Origin of the sequence: Pseudoxanthomonas sp. SE1 (assembly GCF_029542205.1) — a bacterium.
In the GTDB taxonomy this organism is placed as follows: domain Bacteria; phylum Pseudomonadota; class Gammaproteobacteria; order Xanthomonadales; family Xanthomonadaceae; genus Pseudoxanthomonas_A.
The window spans coordinates 3,017,800-3,041,957 of record NZ_CP113783.1; the positions used below are offsets into that span (position 1 = coordinate 3,017,800).

General features: G+C 65.1%; 23 protein-coding genes. 7 read left to right on the forward strand and 16 right to left on the reverse strand.

Translation table 11 applies throughout. The features are described from left to right. Window positions 1–34: 34 nt before the first annotated feature. Together OY559_RS14240 and OY559_RS14245 are read right to left on the reverse strand one after the other, a co-directional pair. The gene (locus tag OY559_RS14240; RefSeq protein ID WP_343228784.1) at window positions 35–718 is read right to left on the reverse strand and encodes a L,D-transpeptidase; all 684 of its coding nucleotides are present in this window, start codon (window positions 716–718) and stop codon (window positions 35–37) included. 152 nt (window positions 719–870) lie between these two features. Beyond that, window positions 871–1,143: a hypothetical protein gene (locus OY559_RS14245; RefSeq protein WP_277726901.1), complete on the reverse strand. Its 273-nt coding sequence runs from the start codon at window positions 1,141–1,143 to the stop codon at window positions 871–873. A gap of 562 nt (window positions 1,144–1,705) precedes the next feature. Between OY559_RS14245 and OY559_RS14250 the strand changes: the two genes are divergently transcribed. After that, window positions 1,706–2,476, forward strand: coding sequence for an SDR family oxidoreductase (locus OY559_RS14250; protein ID WP_277726902.1), 771 nt, complete (start codon window positions 1,706–1,708; stop codon window positions 2,474–2,476). A 112-nt stretch (window positions 2,477–2,588) separates the two neighbouring features. Here the strand turns inward: OY559_RS14250 and OY559_RS14255 are convergent, their stop codons facing one another. The 4 genes from OY559_RS14255 to OY559_RS14270 form a co-directional block, all read right to left on the reverse strand. Further along, complete coding sequence (locus OY559_RS14255) at window positions 2,589–4,013, reverse strand: nicotinate phosphoribosyltransferase (protein ID WP_277726903.1); 1,425 nt, start codon at window positions 4,011–4,013, stop codon at window positions 2,589–2,591. Window positions 4,014–4,075: 62 nt separating this feature from the next. Next, on the reverse strand, window positions 4,076–5,131 hold the full coding sequence (locus OY559_RS14260) for a bifunctional nicotinamide-nucleotide adenylyltransferase/Nudix hydroxylase (protein WP_277730017.1): 1,056 nt from the start codon (window positions 5,129–5,131) through the stop codon (window positions 4,076–4,078). Between the two features lie 175 nt (window positions 5,132–5,306). Then, window positions 5,307–5,663, reverse strand: coding sequence for a VOC family protein (locus tag OY559_RS14265; protein ID WP_277726904.1), 357 nt, complete (start codon window positions 5,661–5,663; stop codon window positions 5,307–5,309). Continuing rightward, on the reverse strand, window positions 5,660–6,247 hold the full coding sequence (locus tag OY559_RS14270; protein ID WP_277726905.1) for a TetR/AcrR family transcriptional regulator: 588 nt from the start codon (window positions 6,245–6,247) through the stop codon (window positions 5,660–5,662). Before OY559_RS14270 ends, OY559_RS14265 begins: the two co-directional genes overlap by 4 nt. A 107-nt stretch (window positions 6,248–6,354) precedes the next feature. On the opposite strand from OY559_RS14270, the gene OY559_RS14275 reads away from it, so the two are divergent. Beyond that, complete coding sequence (locus OY559_RS14275) at window positions 6,355–7,065, forward strand: hypothetical protein (RefSeq protein WP_277726906.1); 711 nt, start codon at window positions 6,355–6,357, stop codon at window positions 7,063–7,065. 68 nt (window positions 7,066–7,133) lie between these two features. On the opposite strand, the gene OY559_RS14280 is transcribed toward OY559_RS14275, so the two are convergent. The 4 genes from OY559_RS14280 to OY559_RS14295 form a co-directional block, all read right to left on the reverse strand. Further along, a complete protein-coding gene (locus OY559_RS14280; RefSeq protein ID WP_277726907.1) occupies window positions 7,134–8,363 on the reverse strand; it encodes a sensor histidine kinase in 1,230 nt (409 codons plus the stop codon). After that, window positions 8,363–9,040: a response regulator transcription factor gene (locus OY559_RS14285; RefSeq protein WP_277730018.1), complete on the reverse strand. Its 678-nt coding sequence runs from the start codon at window positions 9,038–9,040 to the stop codon at window positions 8,363–8,365. The genes OY559_RS14280 and OY559_RS14285 overlap by 1 nt, the downstream gene beginning before the upstream one ends. Window positions 9,041–9,081: 41 nt before the next feature. Further along, the gene (locus OY559_RS14290; RefSeq protein ID WP_277726908.1) at window positions 9,082–11,418 is read right to left on the reverse strand and encodes a TonB-dependent receptor; all 2,337 of its coding nucleotides are present in this window, start codon (window positions 11,416–11,418) and stop codon (window positions 9,082–9,084) included. Between the two features lie 794 nt (window positions 11,419–12,212). Beyond that, window positions 12,213–13,007 carry a VOC family protein gene (locus tag OY559_RS14295; RefSeq protein ID WP_277726909.1) on the reverse strand — a complete coding sequence of 265 codons (795 nt, stop codon included), beginning with the start codon at window positions 13,005–13,007 and terminating at the stop codon, window positions 12,213–12,215. A 606-nt stretch (window positions 13,008–13,613) separates the two neighbouring features. Between OY559_RS14295 and OY559_RS14300 the strand changes: the two genes are divergently transcribed. Then, window positions 13,614–14,396, forward strand: a complete 783-nt coding sequence (locus tag OY559_RS14300; protein WP_277726910.1) for a hypothetical protein — start codon at window positions 13,614–13,616, stop codon at window positions 14,394–14,396. A gap of 225 nt (window positions 14,397–14,621) precedes the next feature. Here OY559_RS14300 and OY559_RS14305 read toward each other — a convergent pair whose 3' ends face one another. Together OY559_RS14305 and hutU are read right to left on the reverse strand one after the other, a co-directional pair. Then, window positions 14,622–14,993, reverse strand: a complete 372-nt coding sequence (locus tag OY559_RS14305; protein WP_277726911.1) for a YciI family protein — start codon at window positions 14,991–14,993, stop codon at window positions 14,622–14,624. Between the two features lie 165 nt (window positions 14,994–15,158). Continuing rightward, window positions 15,159–16,826: a urocanate hydratase gene (gene hutU, locus OY559_RS14310; RefSeq protein WP_277726912.1), complete on the reverse strand. Its 1,668-nt coding sequence runs from the start codon at window positions 16,824–16,826 to the stop codon at window positions 15,159–15,161. Window positions 16,827–16,933: 107 nt separating this feature from the next. Here hutU and OY559_RS14315 point away from each other — a divergent pair, with 107 nt between their 5' ends. Continuing rightward, window positions 16,934–17,668 (forward strand): ThuA domain-containing protein, encoded by a 735-nt coding sequence (locus OY559_RS14315; protein ID WP_277726913.1) that lies wholly within the window; start codon window positions 16,934–16,936, stop codon window positions 17,666–17,668. 89 nt (window positions 17,669–17,757) lie between these two features. Here OY559_RS14315 and OY559_RS14320 read toward each other — a convergent pair whose 3' ends face one another. Both OY559_RS14320 and OY559_RS14325 read right to left on the reverse strand, forming a co-directional pair. Beyond that, window positions 17,758–18,108 carry a hypothetical protein gene (locus OY559_RS14320; protein WP_277726914.1) on the reverse strand — a complete coding sequence of 117 codons (351 nt, stop codon included), beginning with the start codon at window positions 18,106–18,108 and terminating at the stop codon, window positions 17,758–17,760. 89 nt (window positions 18,109–18,197) lie between these two features. Then, on the reverse strand, window positions 18,198–18,719 hold the full coding sequence (locus OY559_RS14325) for a YybH family protein (protein ID WP_277726915.1): 522 nt from the start codon (window positions 18,717–18,719) through the stop codon (window positions 18,198–18,200). 56 nt (window positions 18,720–18,775) lie between these two features. Here OY559_RS14325 and OY559_RS14330 point away from each other — a divergent pair, with 56 nt between their 5' ends. The 3 genes from OY559_RS14330 to OY559_RS14340 all read left to right on the forward strand — a co-directional run bounded on the left by OY559_RS14330 (window position 18,776) and on the right by OY559_RS14340 (window position 22,174). After that, complete coding sequence (locus OY559_RS14330) at window positions 18,776–20,029, forward strand: alkaline phosphatase family protein (protein ID WP_277726916.1); 1,254 nt, start codon at window positions 18,776–18,778, stop codon at window positions 20,027–20,029. 49 nt (window positions 20,030–20,078) lie between these two features. Then, window positions 20,079–21,581 (forward strand): DNA-3-methyladenine glycosylase 2 family protein, encoded by a 1,503-nt coding sequence (locus tag OY559_RS14335; protein ID WP_277726917.1) that lies wholly within the window; start codon window positions 20,079–20,081, stop codon window positions 21,579–21,581. A gap of 95 nt (window positions 21,582–21,676) precedes the next feature. Beyond that, window positions 21,677–22,174, forward strand: coding sequence for a methylated-DNA--[protein]-cysteine S-methyltransferase (locus tag OY559_RS14340; RefSeq protein WP_277726918.1), 498 nt, complete (start codon window positions 21,677–21,679; stop codon window positions 22,172–22,174). 6 nt (window positions 22,175–22,180) lie between these two features. Here OY559_RS14340 and OY559_RS14345 read toward each other — a convergent pair whose 3' ends face one another. Next, on the reverse strand, window positions 22,181–22,942 hold the full coding sequence (locus OY559_RS14345; protein ID WP_277726919.1) for a LytR/AlgR family response regulator transcription factor: 762 nt from the start codon (window positions 22,940–22,942) through the stop codon (window positions 22,181–22,183). Next, window positions 22,939–24,156, reverse strand: coding sequence for a sensor histidine kinase (locus OY559_RS14350; protein ID WP_277726920.1), 1,218 nt, complete (start codon window positions 24,154–24,156; stop codon window positions 22,939–22,941). Before OY559_RS14350 ends, OY559_RS14345 begins: the two co-directional genes overlap by 4 nt. Window positions 24,157–24,158 lie beyond the last annotated feature (2 nt).

Below are 24,158 nucleotides of genomic sequence, written 5' to 3' on the forward strand. Positions count from 1 at the left end.
TCCCTCACGCCAGAGGCAACACGCCGACGGGCCTCTACCGGCGGGCGGACCGTGCACGTTTTCCGTCGCTGCGTTGCGCAGCCGCACGACTTTGCGCGAACTCCGGGAACGTCTCTTCGATCGAGTCCTTGTCCGGGAGGATGTAGAACACCCCGCCCTTCTCGAACGTCGGCTGCATGATCCGCTCGTAGAACTCGGGCGATACATTGATGCAGCCGTGCGTGATGCGATTGTCATCGGGCGTGGGCGATGCGAGGCGTTCTTCACGCTTCTCGGCCGGGACGCCGGTGGCGGTCGGGTGGATGGATACCGCGGAATCGTAGTCCACCCACAGCACGCGTCCCGCGTCGATGGACGGACCGAAACCACCCACGAAGCGACCGGCAGGCGTCGTGCGATCACGGCCTGGAATCTCGCGAAGCGCGAGACCGGCGATGCCTGGGGCCGTGTGGTCGCCGACCGCCGAGCCGAACAGTCCAGGCGCCGCACCGCGAGGCCGCCCATCACCGCCGAACACCAGGATCTGCGCGGATGCCTTGTCGATGATCGCGAAGGGATAGCCCTGGCTGTCCTTGGTGGCGACGATCCAGCCAGCAAGCTCGATCACCGTCCCGGAGACGTCCTGGCCTTCCGGAAGCTGGTCGGCGACGGCGGTCGCTTGCTGGGTGTCAGGCTCGGTCTTGGGCGCAGCGGAGCTCGCGAACGCCAACGTCAGCAGCAGCGCGCCAGAACAGGCACGGATTGCAGGGTGCAGGCAGGTACGAATGGCGCAGTTCCTCAAAACAAAACGGTATCAAGCGGAAGCCCGGCGGCCAGCAGCGGCCACCGGGTTCCAGGTCTCACGATTCGTCACGAACCGTGCAAGCGCGATCAGCCGCGCGGCACGCGGCGCGGCGCCGCTTCGAGCTGCCGCACGCGGCCTTCGATCTGGTCCAGGCGCTGGTTGGCCTGCTGCGCGGACTGATTCGCGGCGTCGGCGCTCTGGGCCGCGCCCTGCACCTTCGTGTCGAGCTGATCGAGGCGCGAGTTGATCCCTGCGAACTCGTCATCGTAGGTGGCGCAACCCGCCAGACCCATGGCGGCGACGATCGCCACGCCGAGCACACGCGCCATCGCAAAGTGTTGCTTGGTATTCGTAAACATTCCAACCTCCTTCGTCTTGGGCCTCGAAATATATCTGTCTTTTAGCCTGAGCCATCACGCGTCTTCAGCCTACGTTGGAGTACGTGGATGCGTTGTGAAGATGGCAACTCGCGCACGTTGCCACTTGAACCCATCGATCTCCAGGAGAATTCGCGGCATTTGAACGACGTTGCGGACTTGTCCGCAGTCGGCGCCCTGCGCCGAGGCGAACAATCGACCTCGATGAACGAGTTGTTCTTGCGCGGAGCAACCTTCGAGCCTTCTTCGACGGATCAACGAGGAGAGCAATATGTCCCTTCACGTCGGCATGGTCTCTACCGCATCACCACGGCCCCGTGCGCAATCACGGATTCCTGCCAGCAGTGAACATACGAGACACCCGCAACCCGAGATGGCACGCCTCGGGTTGCTGCATGTGCATTCGGAGGCCCATCAATGCATCCCGACCTGGCATGCCATATGAATATGCGCTCCACCTTCCTTGGTGCGAAAGCAAGAAACGGATATCGGCCGGCGACACAGGCCGATAGATTCTCCCGACACAACGAGACGGGAGTTGCAGATGGATGTACTGGCAGAGAAGGTGGCCATCGTCACGGGAGCCAGTTCCGGCATCGGACGCGCGACGGCCAGGCTGTTCGCAAGAGAAGGCGCATGCGTCGTAGTGAGTGGGCGTCGTCACGCCGAACTCGACACGCTCGTCAGCGAAATCGAAGCGGCGGGCGGGCATGCAATCGCGGTTGCGGGCGACATCAAGCGCGAAGAAGTTGCAAAAGCCCTGGTCGACACAGCCATCGACCGCTTCGGAGGCCTTGACGTAGCGTTCAACAATGCAGGGGTGCTGGGAGAGACCAAGCCCATCACGGAGATGTCGCTCGACGAATGGCACGAGACGCTCGACGCCAATCTTTCCAGCGCGTTCCTGGGCGCCAAGTATCAGGTGCCGGCCATGCTGGCGCGCGGCGGCGGCTCGCTCATATTCACGTCTTCCTTCGTCGGCTACACGGCCGGCCTTCCCGGCATGGCGGCGTATGCCGCCAGCAAGGCGGGCCAGATCGGCCTGGTCAAGGCCTTGGCGGCCGAATACGGCGCGAGCGGGATCCGGGTGAACGCCGTACTCCCCGGAGGCACCGACACGCCCGCCAGCATCACCAACGCGCCGGACGCCACGCCGGAGGTGCAGGCCTTCGTTGAGCGTATCCACGCGTTGAAGCGCATGGCCTCGCCAGAAGAGATCGCACGCTCCGTCCTGCACCTCGCATCGGATGCGTCGAGTTTCATCACGGGGACTGCCTTTCTCGTCGACGGCGGCGTGTCCATCACTCGCACCTGACCTGGAATGATGTGTACTTCGGGTCGGGAGCGGACGTCAGCCGGGCCATCCCGAATGGATGACCCGTTCAATCCGAGTGTGGACTACTAATACTTGGCAACGAGTGGACGGGCTAGAGCCGGGCGGCGTTGGCGCGGGCGCGGATGTCGGCGAAGGTGTCGTCGTGGACGATCCTGCCGTCTTCCCAAATCGTCACCATCGCATCATCGAAGCCCAGCGGCTTCTCGACCTCGGCTAGTGACTCGGCCTCGACCGATACCGGGACTGTACGGAAGTTGCCGTACTCGCGGTGCTGGAGCAGGGTCATGCGCCCCCGCTTGCTCTGCTTGCCCTTGTCGGTCACCGGATCCTTGTAAACATCGATCCACTCGCCGTTGACGCGGGCGGCCGAGCATTTGAGTGCGAACTTCTGGGTATCGCGATCCAGCCGCTGCAACAGTGCACCACCCATACCGAAGGCCACGTTGTCTGTGGCATAGCCGGCGCTGGTAATGCGCTCTAGGATGGCGCGGATGCTGGTCGGGTTGATGCCATCGCCCTGGATCACCCGGACGTGGTTGAGCACTTTGTAACCCTTGCCATTGATGCTGTGGCCAAAACTCTCGTCCAACAGCTCCAGGCATTGGTGCACCACCGCCACCGGATCGCCCGAGTCCGGCCGAATGACGACCGTGGCGCCGGAGTCGATGACTTCCTGCCGGAGCGTCTTGCCCCAGTGTTCCTTGATGGCGTGATAGATATCGTAGCTGTCCGACACGACCGCCACGATGGAGTCCGGCTTGGCGAACTGCATCAGCATGTTGCGATAGGCCTGCACCTCGTTCTCACGACCCCAACTGGTGATCGTGCTGTGCTCGGCGGCGGGAATGGAGTAGCCCGCCATTGGCTCGTGGTAGTAAGCCTTGACCAGTTGCAGGCCGGAGACCGTGTCGGTACCCAGGAAGTTGACCAGATGCGCCGCGCCGCCGATGGCGGCCGACTCAACGCTGGAAACGCCTCGACTACCAAAGTCGTGCAACTTGAAGGGCAACTGGCCTTCCGGATCGTCGCTGGTGCGCTCCAGGAACTGGCGGATGGTCTGCTTGGCGTGCCAGCTGATGGTCGCCACCGTCACGGGATACCAGATGCGCAGCAGCATGGTCTCCAGGTAGGACGGCGCCCAATAGGCTTGGGGATCGGTCGATTCGATGGTCATCAGCGCGTTATGCGTTGGCACTACGGTGCCCTCAGGCACGGCGCGAATTCGGATCGGCAGCAGGCCATGGTGGTGGTCGACGATGTATCGCCAGCCAGCCTCATTGAACGGCTCGCCATGGGCGGCGAACAGGTCGCGCGCCTCGTCCACGTCGGCGTGGGTGATCGGCTTGGCAAGGTATTCCTTCAGGATGGCCTGCAGACCGAAGAACACGGTGCGGTCGTAGGTGCCGCCGCGCGATTCCACGTAGAAGAAGGTAGCGTCCGTACCTGGCGGGTACTGCAGCCAGTGGCTGGCCTTGTAGCTGTCGGTGTTGAGGAGAAGATTGTTGAGGCATTGCATGACGGAAGCTCCTTCGCGTCGAGTGAAGCCGGCGGTCTATCCACCAGCGGGAGAGGTCGGGATCAGCCCCGGCCCAGGAAGAACTCCAGAATGTGCAGGTGGTCCTCGAACAACTTGGGACCCATGTCGAGCGCTTCACTGACCGGGATCCAGCGGGCCTTGTCGGCATCATCGCCACCACGCACCTCTGGCAGCTCACCGGTCGGGAAGTCAAAGTGGAAGGCGTGGGTAATTGTGCGGCCGCGCTGGCTGCGCTCGGGGTGGTCGAACACGTGCTGACCCTTCAGCGACCCCTTCAGTACTGGGACCGGGATCTTGAGGCGCGTCTCCTCCCGCAGCTCGCGCAGGCAGGAGTCCAGCAGACCCTCGTTCTGGCCGACGAAGCCACCCGGCAGCGCCCATAGACCCTTGCCTGGTTCGGCGCGGCGGCGCACCAGCAGCACGTGGCCCGAATGCACCACCACCGCATCGGTGGTGACGAAAGTGGGCGCGTAGGGAGCGTCCTTCCAGGCCGCCTTGTAGTGCTCGATGAACTGGTACTCGGCCACCAACTGGCCGTAGGACGGTGAGCTCTTGCGGAAGGCTTCCAGCATGTCGTACACCGGCGCCGGTACATTGCCGCGTAGCATCAGCAGGGCGCCGTGGAAATCGATGGTGCCCGCCTCGAACAGGTAGCGGCGCAACTCGGTGGCCGACAGGGTCTCGGTGTGCTGCACGTCCACCAGCGGCCATTGCGGGAACTCGCGCAGGTAGTAGCTCGAGGCGTCCTTGTCCATGCCGATGAGGCCCACTTTAGCCTCGGCATCACCGCCGTCGCTCCGAATCGCCTCAGCCACGGTACGCTGCACGCCAGCGATCCACTGGGCCTCGTTATAGAGGTGGTCGCGCAGCGGACGGATCAGCAGACGATCGCTTGACCCATCGAGGGCAGCCTGGATCATCACCGCACGTTCGGCCACGGTCCAAGGGTTACGGAGGCTGCGGGGGGTGTCGGCAGAGCCGACGAGGAAGATCAGTTTGCTGGCCCGGCTGAGTGCGAGGCGGGCGACGGCGGCATGGCCATTGTGGAAGGGCTCGAAACGCCCGATGAAGACCAGATAGTCGTATTCCATGAGAATCCCTCATGTCGTTGTGCGTGCCTTGGGTCTGTCCCGCGGCTGCTTAAAATCCTACGCCTGCCATAGCCGGAGTCAAGTGCCTGCCCTGTAGGAAAAGAAGGCGGATGTCCGCTTCCCGCCAGGAACAGACATCCTCGGGGGCGTTCCGTTGAACGCCATGCTCCCTAAGCGAAGCTCAGCTTCCCGTCCGTTGCCCGATCCATAGACGGTTGCCGTCGGGATCTTCGATACGGAACTCGCTCATCCCGTAGAAGGGATGGCCGATCGAAGGCACGTCCAGGCCACGCCGCCGCACATCGCGGTGGTAGGCGAAGATGTCGTCGGGGTACAGGTAGATCACCGAAGTGCGCGGTGCATCCGGCGGCTGGTTGATCGATTCGTCCACCATCAGCCGGCACTCGTCCAGCACCAGCATCGCCCAACGCCATTCGTCGTTGCGCTTTTCCACGGCAAAACCCAGCTTTGCGTAGAACTCCACGCTCGTCGGCATGTGGCGGACGGGCAGCATCGGGATCACGCGCTGCATCTTCATCCTCTTCTCCTTGGCCAGTCGTCGGCGGAAACGCCGGTCTGTAGTGCGCGCGTGGCCGCTGCCGTGGACAGCTGCAACGCGACGGCGAGTTCCTGCGCACTGCACTTGGCGTCGCCCAGCAACCACGCCACCACGGGCGAGAACAGACCATCGGCGAGCCCATGTGCGGCAAGGCGCACGGGAATGCGCAGGCGGCTGCGCTGCGCCTGGGACAGCGTGTTCTCCACGTGCATGACCAGCGTGGAACGGACAACACGTAGCGCAGCGCCCTGGAAGAGACTGCGCGCGAGCGCGCGGTTCTGCCAGAAATGTTCGAGCATCGCGCACACCTTGTTGACGTCCGCCTGCTCGCCCACCAGATTGGCCAGTGTCTGGAAAGGCCCCTCCAGGCTGGCGGCAAGCAACTCGTCCTTGTTGCGGAAGTGTTCGTAGAACGTCGAGCGGCTGACGCCCGATCGCGCCAGCACATCGCCGACGCGGATCTCGTGGTAGCGCCGACTGAGCACCAGCGAGAAGAACGCCGCCATCAGGTCCTGGCGCGTGCGCCGCCTGCGGGGATCTTCGTTGGGTTCGAGCTGCGTCATGAGCGGGATCATCCCACGAACCCTCCCGGACATTGGGCCGCGATTGTCCGGAAACCAGCCGTGATCGCCTCGCTAGCCTGTACGCTCCATCTTCGCAGGGGCATCGCATGACCACGACTTCCTCCCGCGCGACAGGCGCAGTGCTGTCCGGCGTGTTGCTGATCGCGAGCGGAGTGCTGGCGCCGCTCATCATGATCTTCCATCCCACCGCGCAGGGCGGCGACATGGCGTCGCGGCTCACCAGCCTGACGGAAATCTCGGCGCTCAGCCGGCACGTGCACCTTGCGATGATCATGTGCATCGTCGCCCTCTGGCTGTCGCTGGCCCACCTCGCGCGGCGATGGCAGGACAATGGCTGGGTATGGACCGCAATACGCGTCTACGCCCTGGGCGCCGCTGCCATGCTGGGCGCCGCACTGATCAGCGGCTTCCTCATCGGCGACTACCTGCAACGCGTCCTGCCGTTGATCCCACGCACTGAGGGCGCGCTGCCTTCGGTACTGCTTGCTTTCTCCGCCAATCAGGTGCTGGCGGGATTCGGCACGCTCGGCATGTCGGCGGGAATCGTGCTGTGGTCGATCGCGATGCTGCGCCAGGCCGGGCCACTGGCGACCACATGCGGCGCCTGCGGCGCGATCGCGGGCCTGCTGTGCCTGATCGGCTATGCCACTGGACTGATCTCGCTCGACGTCCCCGGCATGACGTTCGTGGTCGTCGCGCAGAGCCTGTGGTACTGCCTGCTCGGCCTGTGGGTCTTGCGAGCTTCACCGGGCGTCGCGACCGCGACATCCACCGATGACGGCCACCGCGTTTCTTGAACTCCTCTGTGGATCGGCGATAAGCGCGGGACGTTGACTGCCGCGCGCCCGCTGTTTCGAAGTGGCGATCACCAGGAAAGACAGGCGGTCACATTCGCCTCGTCCACTTGCAGCGAGAATTCCCAGCCGTTGCGCTCACACAGTCGCTGGACGATGCCCAACCCCAGGCCATGTCCGTTGGAAGAGGCGGCGGCCGGCGTGAGCCGCCCGACCTCGTCATCGCCCAACCGGTTGGTGACCAGAAGCGCGTGCTCCTTGAGGAGCACCGTGATCGGCCCCTGCCCTCCGGGCGTTTGCTCGAACGCGTTTCGAACCAGGTTGGTGACGGCGATGAGGAAGGCCTGCGGATGCCCTCGAACGACCGGTGTCGCAAGACTTTCGACCTCGACGTCGACGCGCTTGCCGTTCAGCAGGTAGCGCTGCTGGTCGACCGCCCGGCTTACCAAGGGCGCGACCGGGAACTGTTCGCCATACAGGCCGTCGTCGGCTTCGCGGGCGATGCACAGGAACATCTCGATCGTGGACTTCATCTCGAGCGTCGCGCGCCGGATCCGGTCCACCGCCTTTACGTCGTCGGCCGACAGATCGCTTTGCTCCAGCAGTTCGAGCGCGCCCGTGATCACGGTGATGGGCGTCCGCAACTCGTGGCTGGCGGAACCGGTGAAGTCCCGCTCGCGTACGACGAACGCGCTGATGCGCTCGAGCGTCTTCTCGATGGCACCGGCGAGGACGCCGACCTCGTCGCTTCCGAACCGGCTGGACTCGATGAGCTTGTGGTCTCCGGCGGAAAGATGCTCCAGGTCGATCCCCGCGACCACATCGGCGAGCTGCACCACCGGCGCGACCGCTCTCCGCATCACCAGGACGCCCAGCCCGAAACCCAGGGTGCCGAGCACGCCCACGACACCGGTGATGACGAGCAGCCACCACCAGTCCTCGGAGGATGCCGCCTCGATGCCGGCGACATCGAACACCACGAAGGCGCGCCCCCCTGCATTGTCGGCGGGGACCACCGCGACATGCAGCTCTTCGGCGACAAACTCGTACACGCCCTCGTCAGGGCCTGCCTGCGCCCATTCCCTCAGGGGTTCCGGCAAGCTCCCCGCATCGTCGTAGCCCCGAAGACTCGTCGTGAGATCGGGATAGTTCTCGGCGGCGCGTTGCAGCTGATTGACCAGCACCCGGTCTTCACTGAAGCGGATGGCCGCGTAGAACGCGAGCCCCCAGGCCACGCTGAGTCCGACCACACACAGCGCGAACGCATACTCGACACGCTTGCGCAGACTTTGTCGCAGCATTACGGGGAATCCTCTGCGATGCGATATCCGATCCGATGCACCGTATGGATCAATGGCCGGTCGAATGACCGGTCGATTGCCTGCCGCAGCTTGTACATGTGCGAGCGGAGCGCATCGCCATCGGGCCGCTCGTCGGCCCACAGCAGCGTTTCGAGCTCGTCGCGATCCACGACGGACGGGGACTCCTCCATCAAACGCCGGAGCAGCTTCATGCCGGCAGGGTTGATCTCGACCCGTCGCCCCGCCCGATGCACCTGCAGCGTGGACCGGTTCAATGTCAGGTCGCCGACGGTCAGCAGGGTGTCGGCATTGCGGTGGCTCCGCTTGTACAGGGCCCGGATGCGCGCATGCAGCTCCTGCAGCGCGAATGGCTTGACCAGGTAGTCATCGGCGCCGGCGTCGAACCCTCTGAGCCTGTCGTCGAGCGTGTCCTTCGCGGTCAGCATGAGGACGGGCGTTTCGATCTCGGCATCGGCCCGCAACCTCTGGCAGAAGGTGAGGCCATCCATCCTCGGGATCATGAGGTCCAGGACGATGACGTCGAACGGATTCGTCAGCGCCAGGTTCATCGCGGTGACGCCGTCGTGGGCGAAATCCAGGACATAGCCGAGCTTTTCGAGGTACGTGGCAATGTTCCCGCAGATGTCGCGGTTGTCCTCGACGATCAACGCCCTGATGGGCGCAGCATCAAGAGCGCGTGCCATCTGCCGTCTCCCGTTTACCAAGCGTAGTCTAGCCGAAGTCCGATAAGCGGCTCGGCTTCGCTGTCGTCCTTCACGTTGACGCCCCTGCGGTAGTCGAACTCGGTGTCGTCGGTCGACGACGCCGAGGTGACGTTGATGACATCGAGAAAGGCCGTGATGTCGATGGGGCCGAATGCGCGCCGATAGTCGACACGGGCGTTCAGCACACCGTAACCGGATTTGCGACCGACGCCGCGCTCGATCGTCTCCCTCGAGTAACGCACGGGTTGCCCGGGGCCCAGCACGTCTTCGTGGATGATGTAGGCGTCCTCCGGCCTCCCGGACAGATACTTGTAGCGCGCAGCCACCTTCCAGCGATCGGTGATTTCCCAGGTCAGCCCGAGGGTCGCCACGTGCTCGCGGCTGAACGCGTCGGCGACGGCGCCACGGCCATCCTTCCGGTCCACTTCCGCATCGTTGTACGAGTAGGTCGCGGTCGCGTAGAGGCCCTCCCGAATCGTGCCCTTGACCACGACATCGAAGCCATAGGACGTGCCATCGCCGATGTTGGCGAACGTTCCGCTCGCCCGATCCAGGTCGACGACGAGATTCGCGAGATCCTGGTAATAGGCTTCCGTCAACACCGACCACCTGTCGTTCGGGAAGTACTCCAGACCGACACTGCCGTGCGTGATCTTCTCGTTCTCGAGCGTGTTCGCCTCGTTGGCCGCGAGGTCCAGGAACCGGGGTGACTGGTGGAAAAGCCCTGCAGTCGCGAAGTATCTGACGCTCTTGCTCGGCCGCCAGTTGGCCCTGAGTCTCGGCGACACGAGGGTTTCGTCCGTCAGGCCGTCCCGTTCCAGCCGTAAGCCCGTGCTCAGGTCCCACACGCCGCGCTTGAATACCTGGTCCACGTAGCCCGCGTAGCTGGTCGCTTTCCGGCTCAGCGACGCGTTGATGTTCTCCGGCGTCAACACGATGTAGCGTTGCCCGGGGTCTGGCCGGAAGTCATCGGCGTCGTAGACGTACCGGATCCAGTCGCCGTCCAGCACGGTGCTGTAGTCCAGGTCGATCTGCGTCAGCTGGACGCCTGCATTGAAAGCACCCCATCGATTCAACGTCGCGAAGTCGCTGTGCCAGCCGATCTCGGTCTCGTCTTCGGTAACGGTGATGATGTCTTCCCGGACCGGGAAGCTGGAGGCGGGCGATCCGGGGGGCACCAGATCAGGGAATGCTTCGCCCTCCGAGCTGACCTTGTTGCTGGCGCGGCGGTACACCTTGTTTGTCCAGACAGCGTCTTGACCGATCAATGATCGCAGGGTCAGCCCGTACAGATCGCTGTCCTGTCTGAAATCGAGCAGCGATGCATCTTCGAAGTTGGGCGACTGGAAGACGTGGGTCACGTCGCGCGTGTAGGTCTCACGCGTATCGATGAGCAGCACCTCGAGCGTGTTGGACGGGTTGATCGGTACGGCCGACTTGACGAGGATGTCCCTCAGCACGGGATTTCCGATGTCCAGTTCTTCGATGTCCTCGAAGAAGTCACCGAAATCCAGCCGGCGGGCAGATACCAGCACGGTGGCATCTTGCGTGATGCCGAGCGGCCCGTCGTAGCCGACTTCATAGCCTGCAAGGTCCAGGCGCAGACTCGCCGACGGGCTCGGGCTGCCGTCGGCGACGTCAAGCTTGAGCAGCGACCCTGCCCGCCCGCCATACGCAGGCCCCCATCCGCCCGGTGAGAACTCGGCACCATTGATGACGTTCGGTGCGAAGATCGAGAAGCGGCCGCCACCCCCAACGTCCTCGTCTTCGCCCAGCGTCGCGTCGAAGTGCACCGCCTTGTCGAAGGGGAACTCGTCGACGAAGATCAGGTTGTCCCGGGGCCCCCGTCCGCGCACGCTGAAGGCTGCGAACTCGCTGGCAGAAGCCAGGCCCGGCAGGCCGTCCAGCGAGAGCAGCGGATCCGCGCCACCGCCAACGGCATCCCGCAAGGCTTCGCGATCGAGATAGGTACTCGAGGGTGATGCGAATGCATCGAGTACCCGAGCTTCAACCACCACTTCTTCCAGTGTCGGCGCTCCAAGTTCGAGCTCGATCCTGGAGTTCTTCCTCGTAATGACGCGCACGCTGGGTTCGTATAGCGGAGCGAACCCGACCTTGGCCACGGTTACCGAATAGAGGCCGGGATCGAGCTGATCAACGACGATGCGACCTTGTGCATCGGTTTCCAGAGATCGCACCAGGTCGGTCTCCCGTTCCGTGATCGTGACCTGCACGCTTGAAAGCGGCCGTTCGGTGTATTGATCCCTGACGACGATGGTCAGGGCGCCGGGCGCCTCCGCCGCGTGGGCGGACAGGCCGGATCCGATCAAGTGCGCCGAAAGAGCCAACCACAATGCCCGTCTGAAGTACCTTTTCATATCGCGCTACCCCCAAGAAGTGGCCATGTTCACTTGATGAAGCAGCGCGAAGCTAGCAATGCAAATGTCGCCAAAAGGTCACCTTCTTGGCGCGCAACCCCGGGATGTCCGTTTCGGGGCGGAAGCGGAGGGATCCTCCAGATACAGTCAGAGTCGGGAGCCAGGCGGAGTCCGGCTGCCAGGGCGGCGAGTGGGCCGTGGTGGATCGGGATGGAAGTACTGGATTGATTCTCCGTCGTAGCGGAACTGGACGCCGCTAAAGTCGACCAAGCCCATCAAAAGCTCTTCAACGACTGTTCTTAGTTCCGTTTCGAGGTCTTCCAACTGTCCCCCAGCATACGTTGGAAGATATCCTCGACTCAGATCCACGATCACTCTCTTGCTGGAGTGATCGAATCCAACTTGCGCAGATACTTCCCTGCTTTGTCCTTCGATCCGCTTCTGTCGATTGATTCGTGTTTGCAGTTCTTCCGTCAGATGCTGCTCGATCTTGAGGCAATCAGCTACTGGCATCATAGCGGCTGATGGCAATGGCCCTGATGCCGCGGCGACCGCGAAAGCGACGCAGAGAAGAAGACCCAACGCAGACTGACAAGTCGCTCTTGCCGACGACGCTTTGGAAAAGCCTCTCACGGCGCTCACCTTCACTGATCCGCGTGGGGAACACGCAGCCTGTAGAGGTAGACGTGCTTAGTAAAACCACGAGGCTATAGTGGCTGGTCTCGGCCAGAAGCGGAGATCCGCTGCTACTTGGAAAATGCGTCATGCCAGCGTGGGAAAACCCGGCGATAGGACACTGCCCACTTCTTGCCGTCGAGTTCCACCCCTCCCTTCTCCCTTCGGGTTGCTAGGAACGCAATCAATGCCTCTTCTTGAGTACCAGGCAGGAATATCGAGTATGCGTCTCCGCGCTTCAGAGTGGTCGAATCACTCAAGTCCGGCCAGTGGGCCGGCCACTGGATAGACGCATCGGGCGCGTAGCTGTAATCCCAGAGCATCACTTCGATCTGGTCGGGGGTCCACTTCTTGGCAGTCGCAACGTGGAACTCTGACAGATACTGATGCAAGCCTTTGATGTTGGCGGGGAGCACATCGACCCCATCCCGACCATCGGTTGGTTCATCGTCGGAATCCGCAGGTGTTCCGAGACCGTAGACGAACGTAGCAAGCTTGTGCCCGTCAACGTCCAGGAAAAACTGAGATTCAGGTTGATCGCTCACACCAGGCCGCAAGTTGATTTCCTTCGGAGCAGGTTCTGCGACGTATGTGGATAGTTTTGCCTTGACTCCCGCCAATTCCGAAGGAGTCAAGCGAGCCGCCATGTGCGTGTACTCGTTTTCGGATGTTTGCTCAACAAAGATGACTTGGCCGTCGTCGTAGAGTGCAAACCACGGCGTGTCAGCACCAAGAACCATGCCCCACGGATCCTTGGTGAGAAGTACAGCGATGGGACGCGGTCCGACAAGCGGTTTTTCCGCTTCGGTGGCCGAACTGTGGAATGACACAACCAGGATGATTGACGCGAAGACGATGCGGAGCATGAGGGCTAGGCGCTTGAGGCTTGCCGCATCATCGCATGGCGAACGGAGGGGACGTCGGTGGAAGCGCGAACGTCCGCTTCGGGTCTATTCTGTTGAGAAAACCTGGTTGCCCGGATTTCTCACCGGGCGAAATGCCACGAGAGCGTGATATCCACAGGTTTCGAGCTTCAAACTGTGCTGAAAACGCGCTGTTTTCGACCTTACCCGCGTCACTGGAGAGTGTTTCAACGGAATAGGTCGGAAGCAGACGCCCTGGCGTGCGGTATAGCCCCACCTGGGCAAACGCATCTCGATCCCTCACCTTCCGAGCACCGCTCCGTTTGCACGCCAGGCGGCGTGGTTCTGTGCGGACGCAAAGTGATCCAGAGCAGACAAGACACCATCGATGCGCCCACCATGGCCCTGATCTTCCAGATCGGATGCGGCAGTCGGACCAAGCCGTGGCAGGGCCTACAAACGGCAAGTGCGTACAGCAACGTGGAAACGGTGTGAGGACCTCTGAAAGGGCGCTTACGTACGGCGCCTCGGTGAATCCATCTCCACCATTCTTGCGTAAAGCACCTGCCTACAGTGGGTAGGCGTCACCCGTTCTGATGGGAGAGGAACATGCAGATCAAACTTCTTGGCGCTGCCTTGCTGATGGTGGCAGGACCGGCATTCGCGGCAGGTCCCGAGCAGGGAAAATTCTCGATGTCGGTGTCAGGCGGCGTCGACTTCCCGGTCAGCGGCGATGTCCACTCCGGCGCCGTGGCGCCGGTGCCGGATCTCGGTCCGTTGAATCCCGCACTGGCAGGCGTCAGCGCGGAGTTGCGCATCCGCTCCCGCAGCCACGAGCAGATCTACGGCACCGCCAAGTCCTGGGGCCTGGAGGTGGGCTATGGACTGAGTGACCGGAGCGAAGTGTTCCTTCTGGCCAGGGAGACCAGCGCCGATGATGGTCGCGTGCGCGTCGGTGCCGCCTACGTGCCGGCGCTCGATACCGAGCTCGACGTCTTCGGCAAGTTCTCGGGCTATGACGCGTACACGTGGGAGGTGGGTTACCGGCACTTCTTTCGCGACGGTGGCCGGGTCAGGCCGTTCGTCGCGGCGCGACTGGGTGCGACCGAGACCGATGTCATCCGCGCCACCTTCGAGATTCCCGACGCCGCGATCACGATTCCGGATGCGCCGTTCTACGAGAAGGGCTGGGCGCTGAGCGGCGGGCTCGAGGCCGGTGTGCAGATCCCGTTCACCGAGCGCTTCAGCATGAAGCTCGCCGCAGGGGTGAACTACATCGACGATCTTGCCGACGACGATTCCGCGATCGCCGGGCTTGGCCTGGCGGCCATCAACGACACCGGCAGCCGCGTCTCGGTTCCGCTGTCCATCACCGGCCGCTGGGACTTCTGAGAACGTCCAACGGCGGGCACGGCAACGTGCCCGCCAGACGTCAGCTGCGACCTTCAAGCTGTACGGGTTAATCCCCGTTTCAACGAAAGGTCATGCTGAGAGCCTGGAGGCATGGCCCCAGGTCTCGGCTGTATGCATGCGTCGGGAACAGACATCGCCGCAATGCCTCGCGAAGCCGTCGATGGGGGGATGGACATCGGGCGTCGGAACACCGTGCCCGTGACCTCAGCGTGCCAGGAAGAAATCCATGGGGATGAGTTCGACGGCCCATCCTCCCTCTTCGCCCAGCGTGGCTGCCGGATGCATGGACGCGATGCGCAGGGCCTCGTCGCGGTCGTCCGCCTCGATGATGAACAGGCCGCCCACCACTTCCTTCGACTCGGCGTAGGGCCCATCACTGACATGCGTCCTGCCACCCCGCGGACGCAGCGTGGCCCAGCCGTCCCGATCTCCCAGTGACGCGGAAACCAGCACCTTGCCGGTAGCGCGCATCTTCTCGTCCAATGCAGGGCACTGGCTGACCAGGCCCTCGATGTCGCCTGGACTCATCGCCGCGAATTTCTCAGGGGTGAAGTAGGCAAGGCCGAGGTATTTCATTGGAGCTCCTTTTGGCAGGGATCTGTTGGCGACGAAGCTGCTGGTCGAAAATCGACCATACACCGCAACGGCTTTCCAGGTAGCCCGCAAACTGCCGTTGAAGCAGCCACACATGAAACGGCCCGCGATCGCGGGCCGTTTCGTAGCGGGATCACGCCTCCACCCTCACACCATCGGCAGCTTCAATCCTTGCTCCTTCGCACACTGCACCGCGATGTCGTAGCCTGCGTCCGCATGCCGCATCACGCCGGTGCCCGGGTCGTTCCACAGCACGCGCGCGATACGTTTGTCGGCTTCCTCCGTGCCATCGCAGACGATCACTACGCCGGAATGCTGCGAATAGCCCATGCCCACGCCACCGCCGTGGTGCAGCGACACCCAGGTGGCGCCGCCGGCGACGTTCAACATCGCGTTGAGCAGCGGCCAGTCGCTGACTGCGTCGCTGCCGTCCTTCATCGCCTCGGTCTCGCGGTTCGGCGAGGCCACGCTGCCGGAATCGAGGTGATCGCGGCCGATCACCACCGGCGCCTTCAGTTCGCCGTTGCGGACCATCTCGTTGAACGCCAGGCCGAGTTTGTGGCGCAGGCCCAGGCCGACCCAGCAGATGCGCGCCGGCAGGCCCTGGAAGCTGATGCGCTCGCGCGCCATGTCCAGCCAGCGGTGCAGGTGCGCGTCGTCGGCGATCAGTTCCTTCACCTTGGCGTCGGTCTTGTAGATGTCCTCCGGATCGCCGCTCAGCGCGACCCAGCGGAACGGGCCCACGCCGCGACAGAACAGCGGGCGCACGTAGGCTGGCACGAAGCCGGGGAAGTCGAACGCGTTCTTCAATCCCTGGTCGAACGCCATCTGGCGAATGTTGTTGCCATAGTCGAACGTGGGTACGCCCATCTGCTGGAACGCCAGCATCGCCTCCACGTGCACGCGCATGGACTGTTTGGCGGCATCGCGCACGCGCTCGGGTTCGGCCTTCTGTTCGGCCAGCCACTGCTCCACCGACCAGCCGATCGGCAGATAGCCATGCACCGGATCGTGCGCACTGGTCTGGTCGGTGACCGCGTCCGGACGCACGCCGCGCTTCACCAGTTCCGGCAGGATCTCGGCCGCGTTGCCGAGCAGCGCGATGGACTTCGCCTCGCCGGCCGCGGTGTACTTGGCGATGCGGGCGAGCGCGTCGTCGAGGTCGGTGGCCTGTTCGTCCACGTAGCGCGTGCGCAGGCGCATGTCGATGCTGGACTGGCGGCATTCGATGTTGAGCGAACTCGCGCCCGCCAGCGCCGCGGCCAGCGGCTGCGCGCCGCCCATGCCGCCGAGGCCGGCGGTGAGGATCCACTTGCCGGTCAGGTTGCCGCCGTAGTGCTGGCGCCCCATCTCGACGAAAGTTTCGTACGTGCCCTGCACGATGCCCTGGCTGCCGATGTAGATCCATGAGCCGGCCGTCATCTGGCCGTACATCATCAGGCCCTTCTTATCGAGTTCGTTGAAGTGTTCCCATGTGGCCCAGTGCGGCACCAGGTTGGAGTTGGCGATCAGCACGCGCGGCGCATCGGCGTGGGAGGGGAAGATGCCGACCGGCTTGCCGGACTGCACCAGCAGGGTCTCGTTGTCGTCGAGCTCGCGCAGCGACTTCAGGATGGCGTCATAGCAGGCCCAGTCGCGCGCGGCGCGGCCGATGCCTCCGTAGACGACCAGCGAAGTGGGGTCTTCGGCGACTTCCGCATCCAGATTGTTCTGCAGCATGCGGTATGGCGCCTCGCTGAGCCAGGACTTGCAGGTGAGCGTGGCACCGCGCGGCGCGCGGATGACCCGGGACGGGTCGTGGCGGGGATCGGACATGGCGGGTTCCAGATGCAGGTATGCCGCCATTATCGGCGGGAGGCCATGCCCTGCGCGAGCCACGGCCATGCTGCAGTGCGCGATGGCATGCGTGGCAGAATCGGGGCATGACCGCCATCCGCCTGCTTCTCTCCGCTGTTCTGTTGGCCGGCCTGCCATGCGCGGCGCCTGTGGCGGCCACGCCGCCGGACCGCATCCTGGTGTTCACCAAGACGGCGAAGTTCCGCCACGAATCCATCCCGGTGGCCGTGGCAACGCTGCAACGGATCGCCACGGCGGAAGGCATGGTCGCCGACCACACCGAGGATGCCAGCGCTTTCACCGCCGCCCATCTGGCGCGCTACCGCGTGGTGGTGTTCGCCAGCACCACGGGCAATGTACTGGACGATGCACAGCAGGCGGCACTCGAGGGCTTCGTGCGCAACGGTGGTGGTTTCGTCGGCGTGCACGCCGCGGCCGACACCGAGTACGACTGGCCCTGGTACGGGCAACTGGTGGGCGCGTACTTCCACGATCACCCGCCCGGGCTGCAATCCACCCACGTGCAACCCGAACATGACGGAAAGCCCGTGGGCGAGCGCTGGCCGATCACCGACGAGTTGTACAACTACCGCGCCAATCCACGCGGACGCGTGAAGGTGATCGCCACGGTGGACGAACGCGCGTATGACGGCGGCCTGATGGGTGAAGACCATCCCATCGCGTGGTGCCATGCCTTCGATGGCGGACGCAGCTGGTACACGGGGCTGGGCCACGATGCCGTGGTGTATGCGGATGCGAACGTCATCGCGCAGCTGGTGCGCGGGCTGCGGTATGCCGCGGGGCGTTCGGACGACTGTTGAGGCGTTGCGCCCCCCTCAGCGAGGAGCGCGCGCCGGAGCGCCTGCTTCCTGGCCGATCCGGAACCGGGAAGGCGTGCGCCGTTCCGGACCTATCGGATGGAGGAATCCAGCGTGCGCAATGCGTCACCCAGACTGATGTGACCGGTGCGGTCAAGATCTTCCTTGGTGTACGCACGGCCCGGAAGACCGTTGCAGGCCGTCTTGCGATCGCGCGGACGGATGCGGCTGCCGGTCTGGCGCACGCAGTTGGCTTCCGACACGGGCGGCTTTTCGGTGGATGCGGAAGCGGCCTCTGCGTCCATGGCCGGCATCGCGTCGCGGGTTTCAGTGGCCGTCGCTTCTGGAGAAGGCGCGGCTTGCGCTTCGGCAACAGGCGATTCGGCGTGCGCGGCGGTGGCTGCCAGGCAGGCAGCGAAAGCGAAGAGGGTCAGGCGTTTCATGATCGACTCCCGGTCGAGCGTGTGATCACTACGTTACGCCTCGCCACGCGTTAATGTGAGTCTGGGCGCCCTGATCGTTCAGGCTGAAATCAGGCAGCCGGGCACTGGGCCTTGCGCCCTTCGTGGAAGCGCTGCACGGCCGCCGCATCCACCTTCTGCGGCGACACGCCATCGTCGAACAGGACGCGCCATGTGCCGTCATCGTCCCGCTGCCACACCGAGCCGAAGCGGCCGATCCTGTGCTCGCCGGTCACCGGATCTTCGTACAGGGCCGGGCCGCTGGAATAGGCCGTGCGACCGTCGCCGCCGAGCGTCACGACCGCCGGGTACCAGCGCAGCTTCAAGGCTTTGCCCTCGATCAACGGCGCCCATTCCCGGGTGATGGCCTCGCGCCCCCGGGTGGGCGCACGGCTCACGCCAAAAGCGGCATCGGCATGCAGGTGCTCGGCGAACGCCTTCGGATCGTGGTCGGCGACGGACTGGGCGAAGCTGAGTTCGCGCTGCCAGACAGCGCATTCGGCCTGCCGCGTGGCGTCCGGTGAGGCGGCCAGGGCATTGCCGGCGGCCAGTCCCAACAGCAGCGTGGACGAAAGTCGGAGGTGCGTTGTCATGCGGAATGTCCCGGAGTCTGCCAAGCTGTTGCCGTTCTAGAGTGATTACGTAGCCCATGCACCTGCCAATCGTCAGGGGGGCGTGGTTGGCCATGCTGTTGTGCCTGGCCGCCTGCAGCTCCCCCGCGCGGCGCGACGATGCCGCGTCCGTTCCACCCCCCACCCTGCTGCTGGTTTCCATCGATGGCCTGCGCGCCGATATCCCGGGCAGCGGCCGCATGCCCGTGCTGGATGCCCTGTTCGCGCAGGGCGCACGCGCGGCGTGGGTCAATCCGTCGTATCCCACGCTCACCTTCCCCAACCACTACACCCTGGTGACCGGCCTGCGGCCGGACCGCCATGGCATCGTCCACAACGACCTCAAGGACGCTGCATTGGGGCGGTTCGAATCGAAAAAGGCGTCCGGCCGCGATGGCCGCTTCTGGGGAGGGGAGCCGATCTGGATCAGCGCACAACGCGCGGGCCTGAAGACCGCGACGATGTTCTGGCCCGGTTCCGAAGCGGAGATCGCGGGAGGGCGTCCGGACCACTGGCGCCCCTTCAACGGTGCCCTGACCCCGGACCAGCGCGTGGCCGAAGTGCTGGCGTGGCTGGACCTGCCGGCAGCCGAACGTCCACGCTTCATCACGCTGTATCTGGAGCAGTACGACGTGGCCGCGCATGCGGCCGGGACGTTCTCGCCCCAGGCCGTGGATGCCATGCACACCATCGATGCCGCCCTGGCAACACTGCTGCGTGGCCTGGAGGCGCGTCATCTGCGCCACAGCACCAACCTGGTCGTGCTGTCCGACCACGGCATGGCCGACGTGCGCACGTCCGACACGGCCTACCTGGACGACGTGCTGCCGGAGCCCATGTTCTCGTGGTCGTCGCTCGGCCCCGTGGCGCACATCACCCCGCGCGCAGGACAGGAGGCCGAGGTCGCGCGCCGCCTGATCGGTCGGCACGACCACTACACCTGCTGGAACAGGGACACGTTGCCCGCCGCATGGCATTACGGGCGCAACGCGCGCATCGCGCCCATCGTCTGCCAGTCCGACACGGGCTGGCGACTGCAGCTGCGTCGCCACCCGCTGCCGCCGCAGGCCCTGAAGGGCGAGCACGGTTTCGTGCCGGAGGATCCGCAGATGCGCGCGTTCTTCGTCGCGTCAGGACCGGATTTCGTGCCCGGCGTGGAACTGCCCGCCTTCGACAATGTCGACGTGTATCCGCTGCTGGCCCACCTGCTGCGCATCCGGGCCGCAGCGAACGACGGCACCCTGAAGACGTTCGCACCTGCCCTCGCACCGCGGGCGGACACGCCGCATTGATGTCCGGAAACGGGGAGTCCGCGCGCGGGGCCGGTGCTAGCCTGCGGGCATGCTTCCCAACGACGCCACCGCCCTGCCCGACCCGCACGTCTGCGAACAGGCGCGCCTGAGCCGCGACGCGCGCTTCGACGGCCTGTTCTTCACCGCCGTCACCAGTACCCGCATCTACTGCCGTCCGGTGTGCCCGGCGCCCGCGCCGAAGCCGGCGAACATCGTCTACTACCGCCACGCCGCTGCGGCAGAGGCCGCCGGTTTCCGCCCATGCCTGCGCTGCCGCCCGGAACTTGCGCCGGGCGACGGCACCTGGCGGCGCGGCGATGCGGTGGTGGCGCGTGCACTGAAGCTGATCGAACAGGGCGCGCTGGTGGACGCGCCGTTGTCCGCGCTGGCCAGAAAAGTCGGAGTGGGCGAACGGCAGCTGCGGCGCCTGTTCACCGAACGCCTGGGCGCGACGCCCGCAGGCGTGCACGGCACGCGGCGCCTGCTGTTCGCCAAGCAACTGCTCACCGACACCGCGCTGCCCATCACGCAGGTGGCCCTGGCGGCGGGCTTCGGCAGCCTGACCCGGTTCAACACCACCTTCCGCGAGGAATACCGCATGGCGCCGCGCGACCTGCGCAAGCGCGATGCGCTGCCTTCACGCGAGGTGATGACGCTCCGCCTCGGCTACCGGCCACCGTACGACTTCGCCGCGATGCTGGATTTCCTGCGCGGACGCGCCCTGCCCGGCGTGGAAACCGTGGATGAACACGGCTACGCTCGCGTGATCGGCACGGGTGCTGCGCCGGGCTGGTTGCGGGTCAGCGCATGGGATGGAAAGGACCCGCATGCATTGAAACTGGAATTGCACGGCGCGGCGCCCGCTGAACTGCTGGGGATCGTGCACCGCCTGCGACGCATGTTCGACCTGGATGCAGACCCACAGGCCATCGCGCACGCGCTGGAGGGCGACGCGCGCCTGCGTCCGTTGCTGCGCGAGCGGCCGGGCCTGCGGTTGCCCAGCGGCTGGGAGGGCTTCGAGATCGCGGTGCGCGCCGTCATCGGCCAGCAGGTCAGCGTGGCCGCCGCACGCACGCTGACCGCGCGCCTGGCGCAACGGTATGGAACCGCGCTGGCGACGCCGTTCGGGGCACTGACACAGATGTTCCCGACGCCTGACGCGATCGCCGATGTCGACCTGACCGAGATCGGCCTGACCCGCGCGCGCGCCGCGACGATACGGGGGCTGGCACGCGCGGTGATCGAAGGGCGCGTGGATTTCAACCCGGAGCGCACGCTGGACGATTTCACCGCACGCTGGGTGGCCCTGCCCGGCATCGGCCCGTGGACGGCGCACTACATGGCGTTGCGCGCACTCGGCCATCCGGACGCGTTTCCCGCCGACGACCTGGTCCTGCAGAAGGCCGTGCCGACGGATGGCACGCGGATGACAGCGAAGGCGCTGACGGCACGCGCGGAAGCCTGGCGGCCGTGGCGCGCGTATGCGGTGATCCATGTGTGGAAGGCGAGCATGGCGGCGCAGAAGCCACGCTCTCCTGCAGGAGCGACGTAAGTCGCGACCGGGATCCTTCAACGACAGCGAACATTCCACTCATGCGGTCGCGACTTGCGTCGCTCCTACATTCGAGCTCCTTTATCCTGCCCGCCATGATCCTCTTCCGCCACCTCGACAGCCCCGTCGGCACGCTCACCCTGGCCGCGACCGACGACGGCCTGCATGCGATCGAGTTCCCGCGCAACCGCCATCCCGCGAACCGTGCTGGATGGACGGAGGGGAAGCATCCCGTGCTCGAACTGGCCGCACGCCAACTGGGGGAATACTTCGCCGAGGAGCGCCGCGCGTTCGATCTTCCGCTGGCGCCGCGCGGCACCGATTTCCAGCGCGTGGTGTGGCTGGCGCTGGCTGGCATCGCCTACGGGGAAACGATCAGCTACGCGCAACTGGCGCAGCGCGTCGGGAAACCCACCGCGATGCGCGCCGTCGGCGCCGCCAACGGACGCAATCCGCTGCCCATCGTGTTGCCCTGTCATCGCGTGATCGGCGCGGATGGCTCGCTGACGGGATTCGGCGGTGGCCTTCCGACCAAGCAGTTCCTACTGGAACTGGAAGGCGCGCTGGCGAAGGCGGACGACCTGTTCGGCTGAGTCGGCCTACATGCCGCGGAAACGTTGCTGGAACGCGGCACTGACCGGCAGCACGTCCTGGCGGCCTTTCACGCTGAGCTGGTGGCGGCCAAGCTCGTCCTTGCGCACGCGGTCGATGGCCTGCACGCGCACCAGCACGCCGCGGTGCACCTGCCAGAACACATCGTGATCCAGTCCCGCCAGCAATTCCTTCAGCGGCATGCGGATGATCGCGTCATCATCGGCGGTCGCCACGCGCACGTACTTGTCCTGCGCCTGGAAGAACAGCACGTCATCGATGGCGATCATGCGCACGCTGTCGCCGACGCTGGCGGTGATCCAGCGGATGAGCCGATCACCCTGCGGGCGCAGGCGCGCCTCGAGATCGTCGATCAGCGCACGCAGATCCGGCGCGTGCGGGTCGGCAAGCCGCTCCCGCACGCGCTCCACCGCCTGCGCCAGCCGCACGTCCTGCACAGGCTTGAGCAGGTAGTCCACGGCGCCCGCCTCGAAGGCGCGGATCGCGTAGTCCTCGTAAGCGGTGGTGAAGACCACCAGGCCACCCTGCTCCACCACCTTGCGGGCCACGTCCAGTCCGTTCACGCCCGGCATGCGGATGTCGAGAAAGGCGATGCGGGGACGGTGCCGCGTCACGGCCTCCAGCGCTGATACGCCGTCTTCGCACACCGCCACGATATCGAGTTCGGGCCACGCCGCATGCAGCTGTTGCTGCAGCGCGCGCCGTTGCGGCGCTTCATCTTCGGCGATCACGGCGGTGATGCGGCTCATGCCGGCGACCCTAGCGGCACGCGGATCCCGGCGCAAACCCCGCGCCCGCCCGCCCGCGGCGACAGCGCGAAGTCCGCCTGCGCACCGTAGCGTGCGGCGAGTTGCTCACGCACGTTCGCCAGCCCCACGCCGGTACTCAGGCCAGGCTGCAGGCCGGCGCCGTCGTCGGTGACCCGGACGCACAACTTCCCGCCTTCAACGACCGCCGCCACCTCGATGTGCACCGGGCCCGGGTGCGGTTCGATGCCGTGCTTGATCGCGTTCTCCACCAGCGTGATCAGCAATGACGGCGGGAACGGCAGCACGCGGAGCGCATCGTCCGCCTGCACCGCATAGGTCAGTCGCCCACCCATGCGCACCTGCATCAACGCGAGGTAGCTGGCCGCGATGTCGAGTTGCTGGCCCAGCGTGGCATGCAGGCCGCGGTCATCGCGCAGCTTGGGGATGGTGGCGCGCAGGAAGGCGACCAGCGCGTCCAGCGTGTTCTCCGCCTGGGCCGGATCCTGCCGCACCAGTGCGCGCACCGAGGCCAGGGTGTTGAACAGGAAATGCGGCTCCACCTGCGCCTGCAGTACGCCCAGGCGCAGGTCCGCCTCGTGCACGCGGTGCTCCAGCGCGCTCAGTTCGCGGTCATGGCGATGCGCATCCCAGCGCCGGTGCTCGCTGAAGTAGGCACGCAACGCCAGCCCACCGCCGAACAACCCGTAGATCACGATGAGCACCGCGATGTTGATGGCCAGGCCAATGGCCCTTGCCCATGGCGACAGGTCCGGCGGTCGCGTTTGCAGGCCGGCTGCGGCGAATCCCGGCTTGGTCAGCTGCTCGACGTAGGACGAGGCCAGCTGGTCCACGAAGTAGCTCAGCACCATGCCCATCAGCACCGCCACCACGACGGCCTTGCGCTCCAATGACAAGCGCCAGCGTCGGTGCCGCACGGCCGTGGCCAGCGCCGGCCCCAGCGTCGCCATCAGGCTGAAGGCGACGAACTGCGTCGCCGCCACTTTGACTGCGATGGCGGGATCCTGCACCGCCACGCCGACACCGGCTCCGATGAAAGCGGCGACAAGTGCGATCACGCTGCAGAACAGCACACTGCGACCGAGCAGCCACTGCCGGCCGAACACCGGGTACTGGCGATACCGGCTCCACACGGCGTTGCCACCGACCAGCACCTCCGCCGGCAGCTTCTGGCGCAGGGAGTAATCGCGATCCATGG

Bases quoted from the DNA above. Each gene is read 5' to 3' on its own strand.
- OY559_RS14320 (WP_277726914.1), bottom strand. From the start codon at position 18,108: ATGAAACGCCTGACCCTCTTCGCTTTCGCTGCCTGCCTGGCAGCCACC.
- OY559_RS14330 (WP_277726916.1), top strand. From the start codon at position 18,776: ATGCACCTGCCAATCGTCAGGGGGGCGTGGTTGGCCATGCTGTTGTGC.
- OY559_RS14295 (WP_277726909.1), bottom strand. From the start codon at position 13,007: ATGCTCCGCATCGTCTTCGCGTCAATCATCCTGGTTGTGTCATTCCAC.
- OY559_RS14315 (WP_277726913.1), top strand. From the start codon at position 16,934: ATGACCGCCATCCGCCTGCTTCTCTCCGCTGTTCTGTTGGCCGGCCTG.
- OY559_RS14345 (WP_277726919.1), bottom strand. From the start codon at position 22,942: ATGAGCCGCATCACCGCCGTGATCGCCGAAGATGAAGCGCCGCAACGG.
- OY559_RS14340 (WP_277726918.1), top strand. From the start codon at position 21,677: ATGATCCTCTTCCGCCACCTCGACAGCCCCGTCGGCACGCTCACCCTG.
- OY559_RS14350 (WP_277726920.1), bottom strand. From the start codon at position 24,156: ATGGATCGCGATTACTCCCTGCGCCAGAAGCTGCCGGCGGAGGTGCTG.
- OY559_RS14305 (WP_277726911.1), bottom strand. From the start codon at position 14,993: ATGAAATACCTCGGCCTTGCCTACTTCACCCCTGAGAAATTCGCGGCG.
- OY559_RS14265 (WP_277726904.1), bottom strand. From the start codon at position 5,663: ATGAAGATGCAGCGCGTGATCCCGATGCTGCCCGTCCGCCACATGCCG.
- OY559_RS14280 (WP_277726907.1), bottom strand. From the start codon at position 8,363: ATGCTGCGACAAAGTCTGCGCAAGCGTGTCGAGTATGCGTTCGCGCTG.
- OY559_RS14255 (WP_277726903.1), bottom strand. From the start codon at position 4,013: ATGCAATGCCTCAACAATCTTCTCCTCAACACCGACAGCTACAAGGCC.
- OY559_RS14250 (WP_277726902.1), top strand. From the start codon at position 1,706: ATGGATGTACTGGCAGAGAAGGTGGCCATCGTCACGGGAGCCAGTTCC.
- OY559_RS14270 (WP_277726905.1), bottom strand. From the start codon at position 6,247: ATGACGCAGCTCGAACCCAACGAAGATCCCCGCAGGCGGCGCACGCGC.
- hutU (WP_277726912.1), bottom strand. From the start codon at position 16,826: ATGTCCGATCCCCGCCACGACCCGTCCCGGGTCATCCGCGCGCCGCGC.
- OY559_RS14275 (WP_277726906.1), top strand. From the start codon at position 6,355: ATGACCACGACTTCCTCCCGCGCGACAGGCGCAGTGCTGTCCGGCGTG.
- OY559_RS14325 (WP_277726915.1), bottom strand. From the start codon at position 18,719: ATGACAACGCACCTCCGACTTTCGTCCACGCTGCTGTTGGGACTGGCC.
- OY559_RS14300 (WP_277726910.1), top strand. From the start codon at position 13,614: ATGCAGATCAAACTTCTTGGCGCTGCCTTGCTGATGGTGGCAGGACCG.
- OY559_RS14245 (WP_277726901.1), bottom strand. From the start codon at position 1,143: ATGTTTACGAATACCAAGCAACACTTTGCGATGGCGCGTGTGCTCGGC.
- OY559_RS14335 (WP_277726917.1), top strand. From the start codon at position 20,079: ATGCTTCCCAACGACGCCACCGCCCTGCCCGACCCGCACGTCTGCGAA.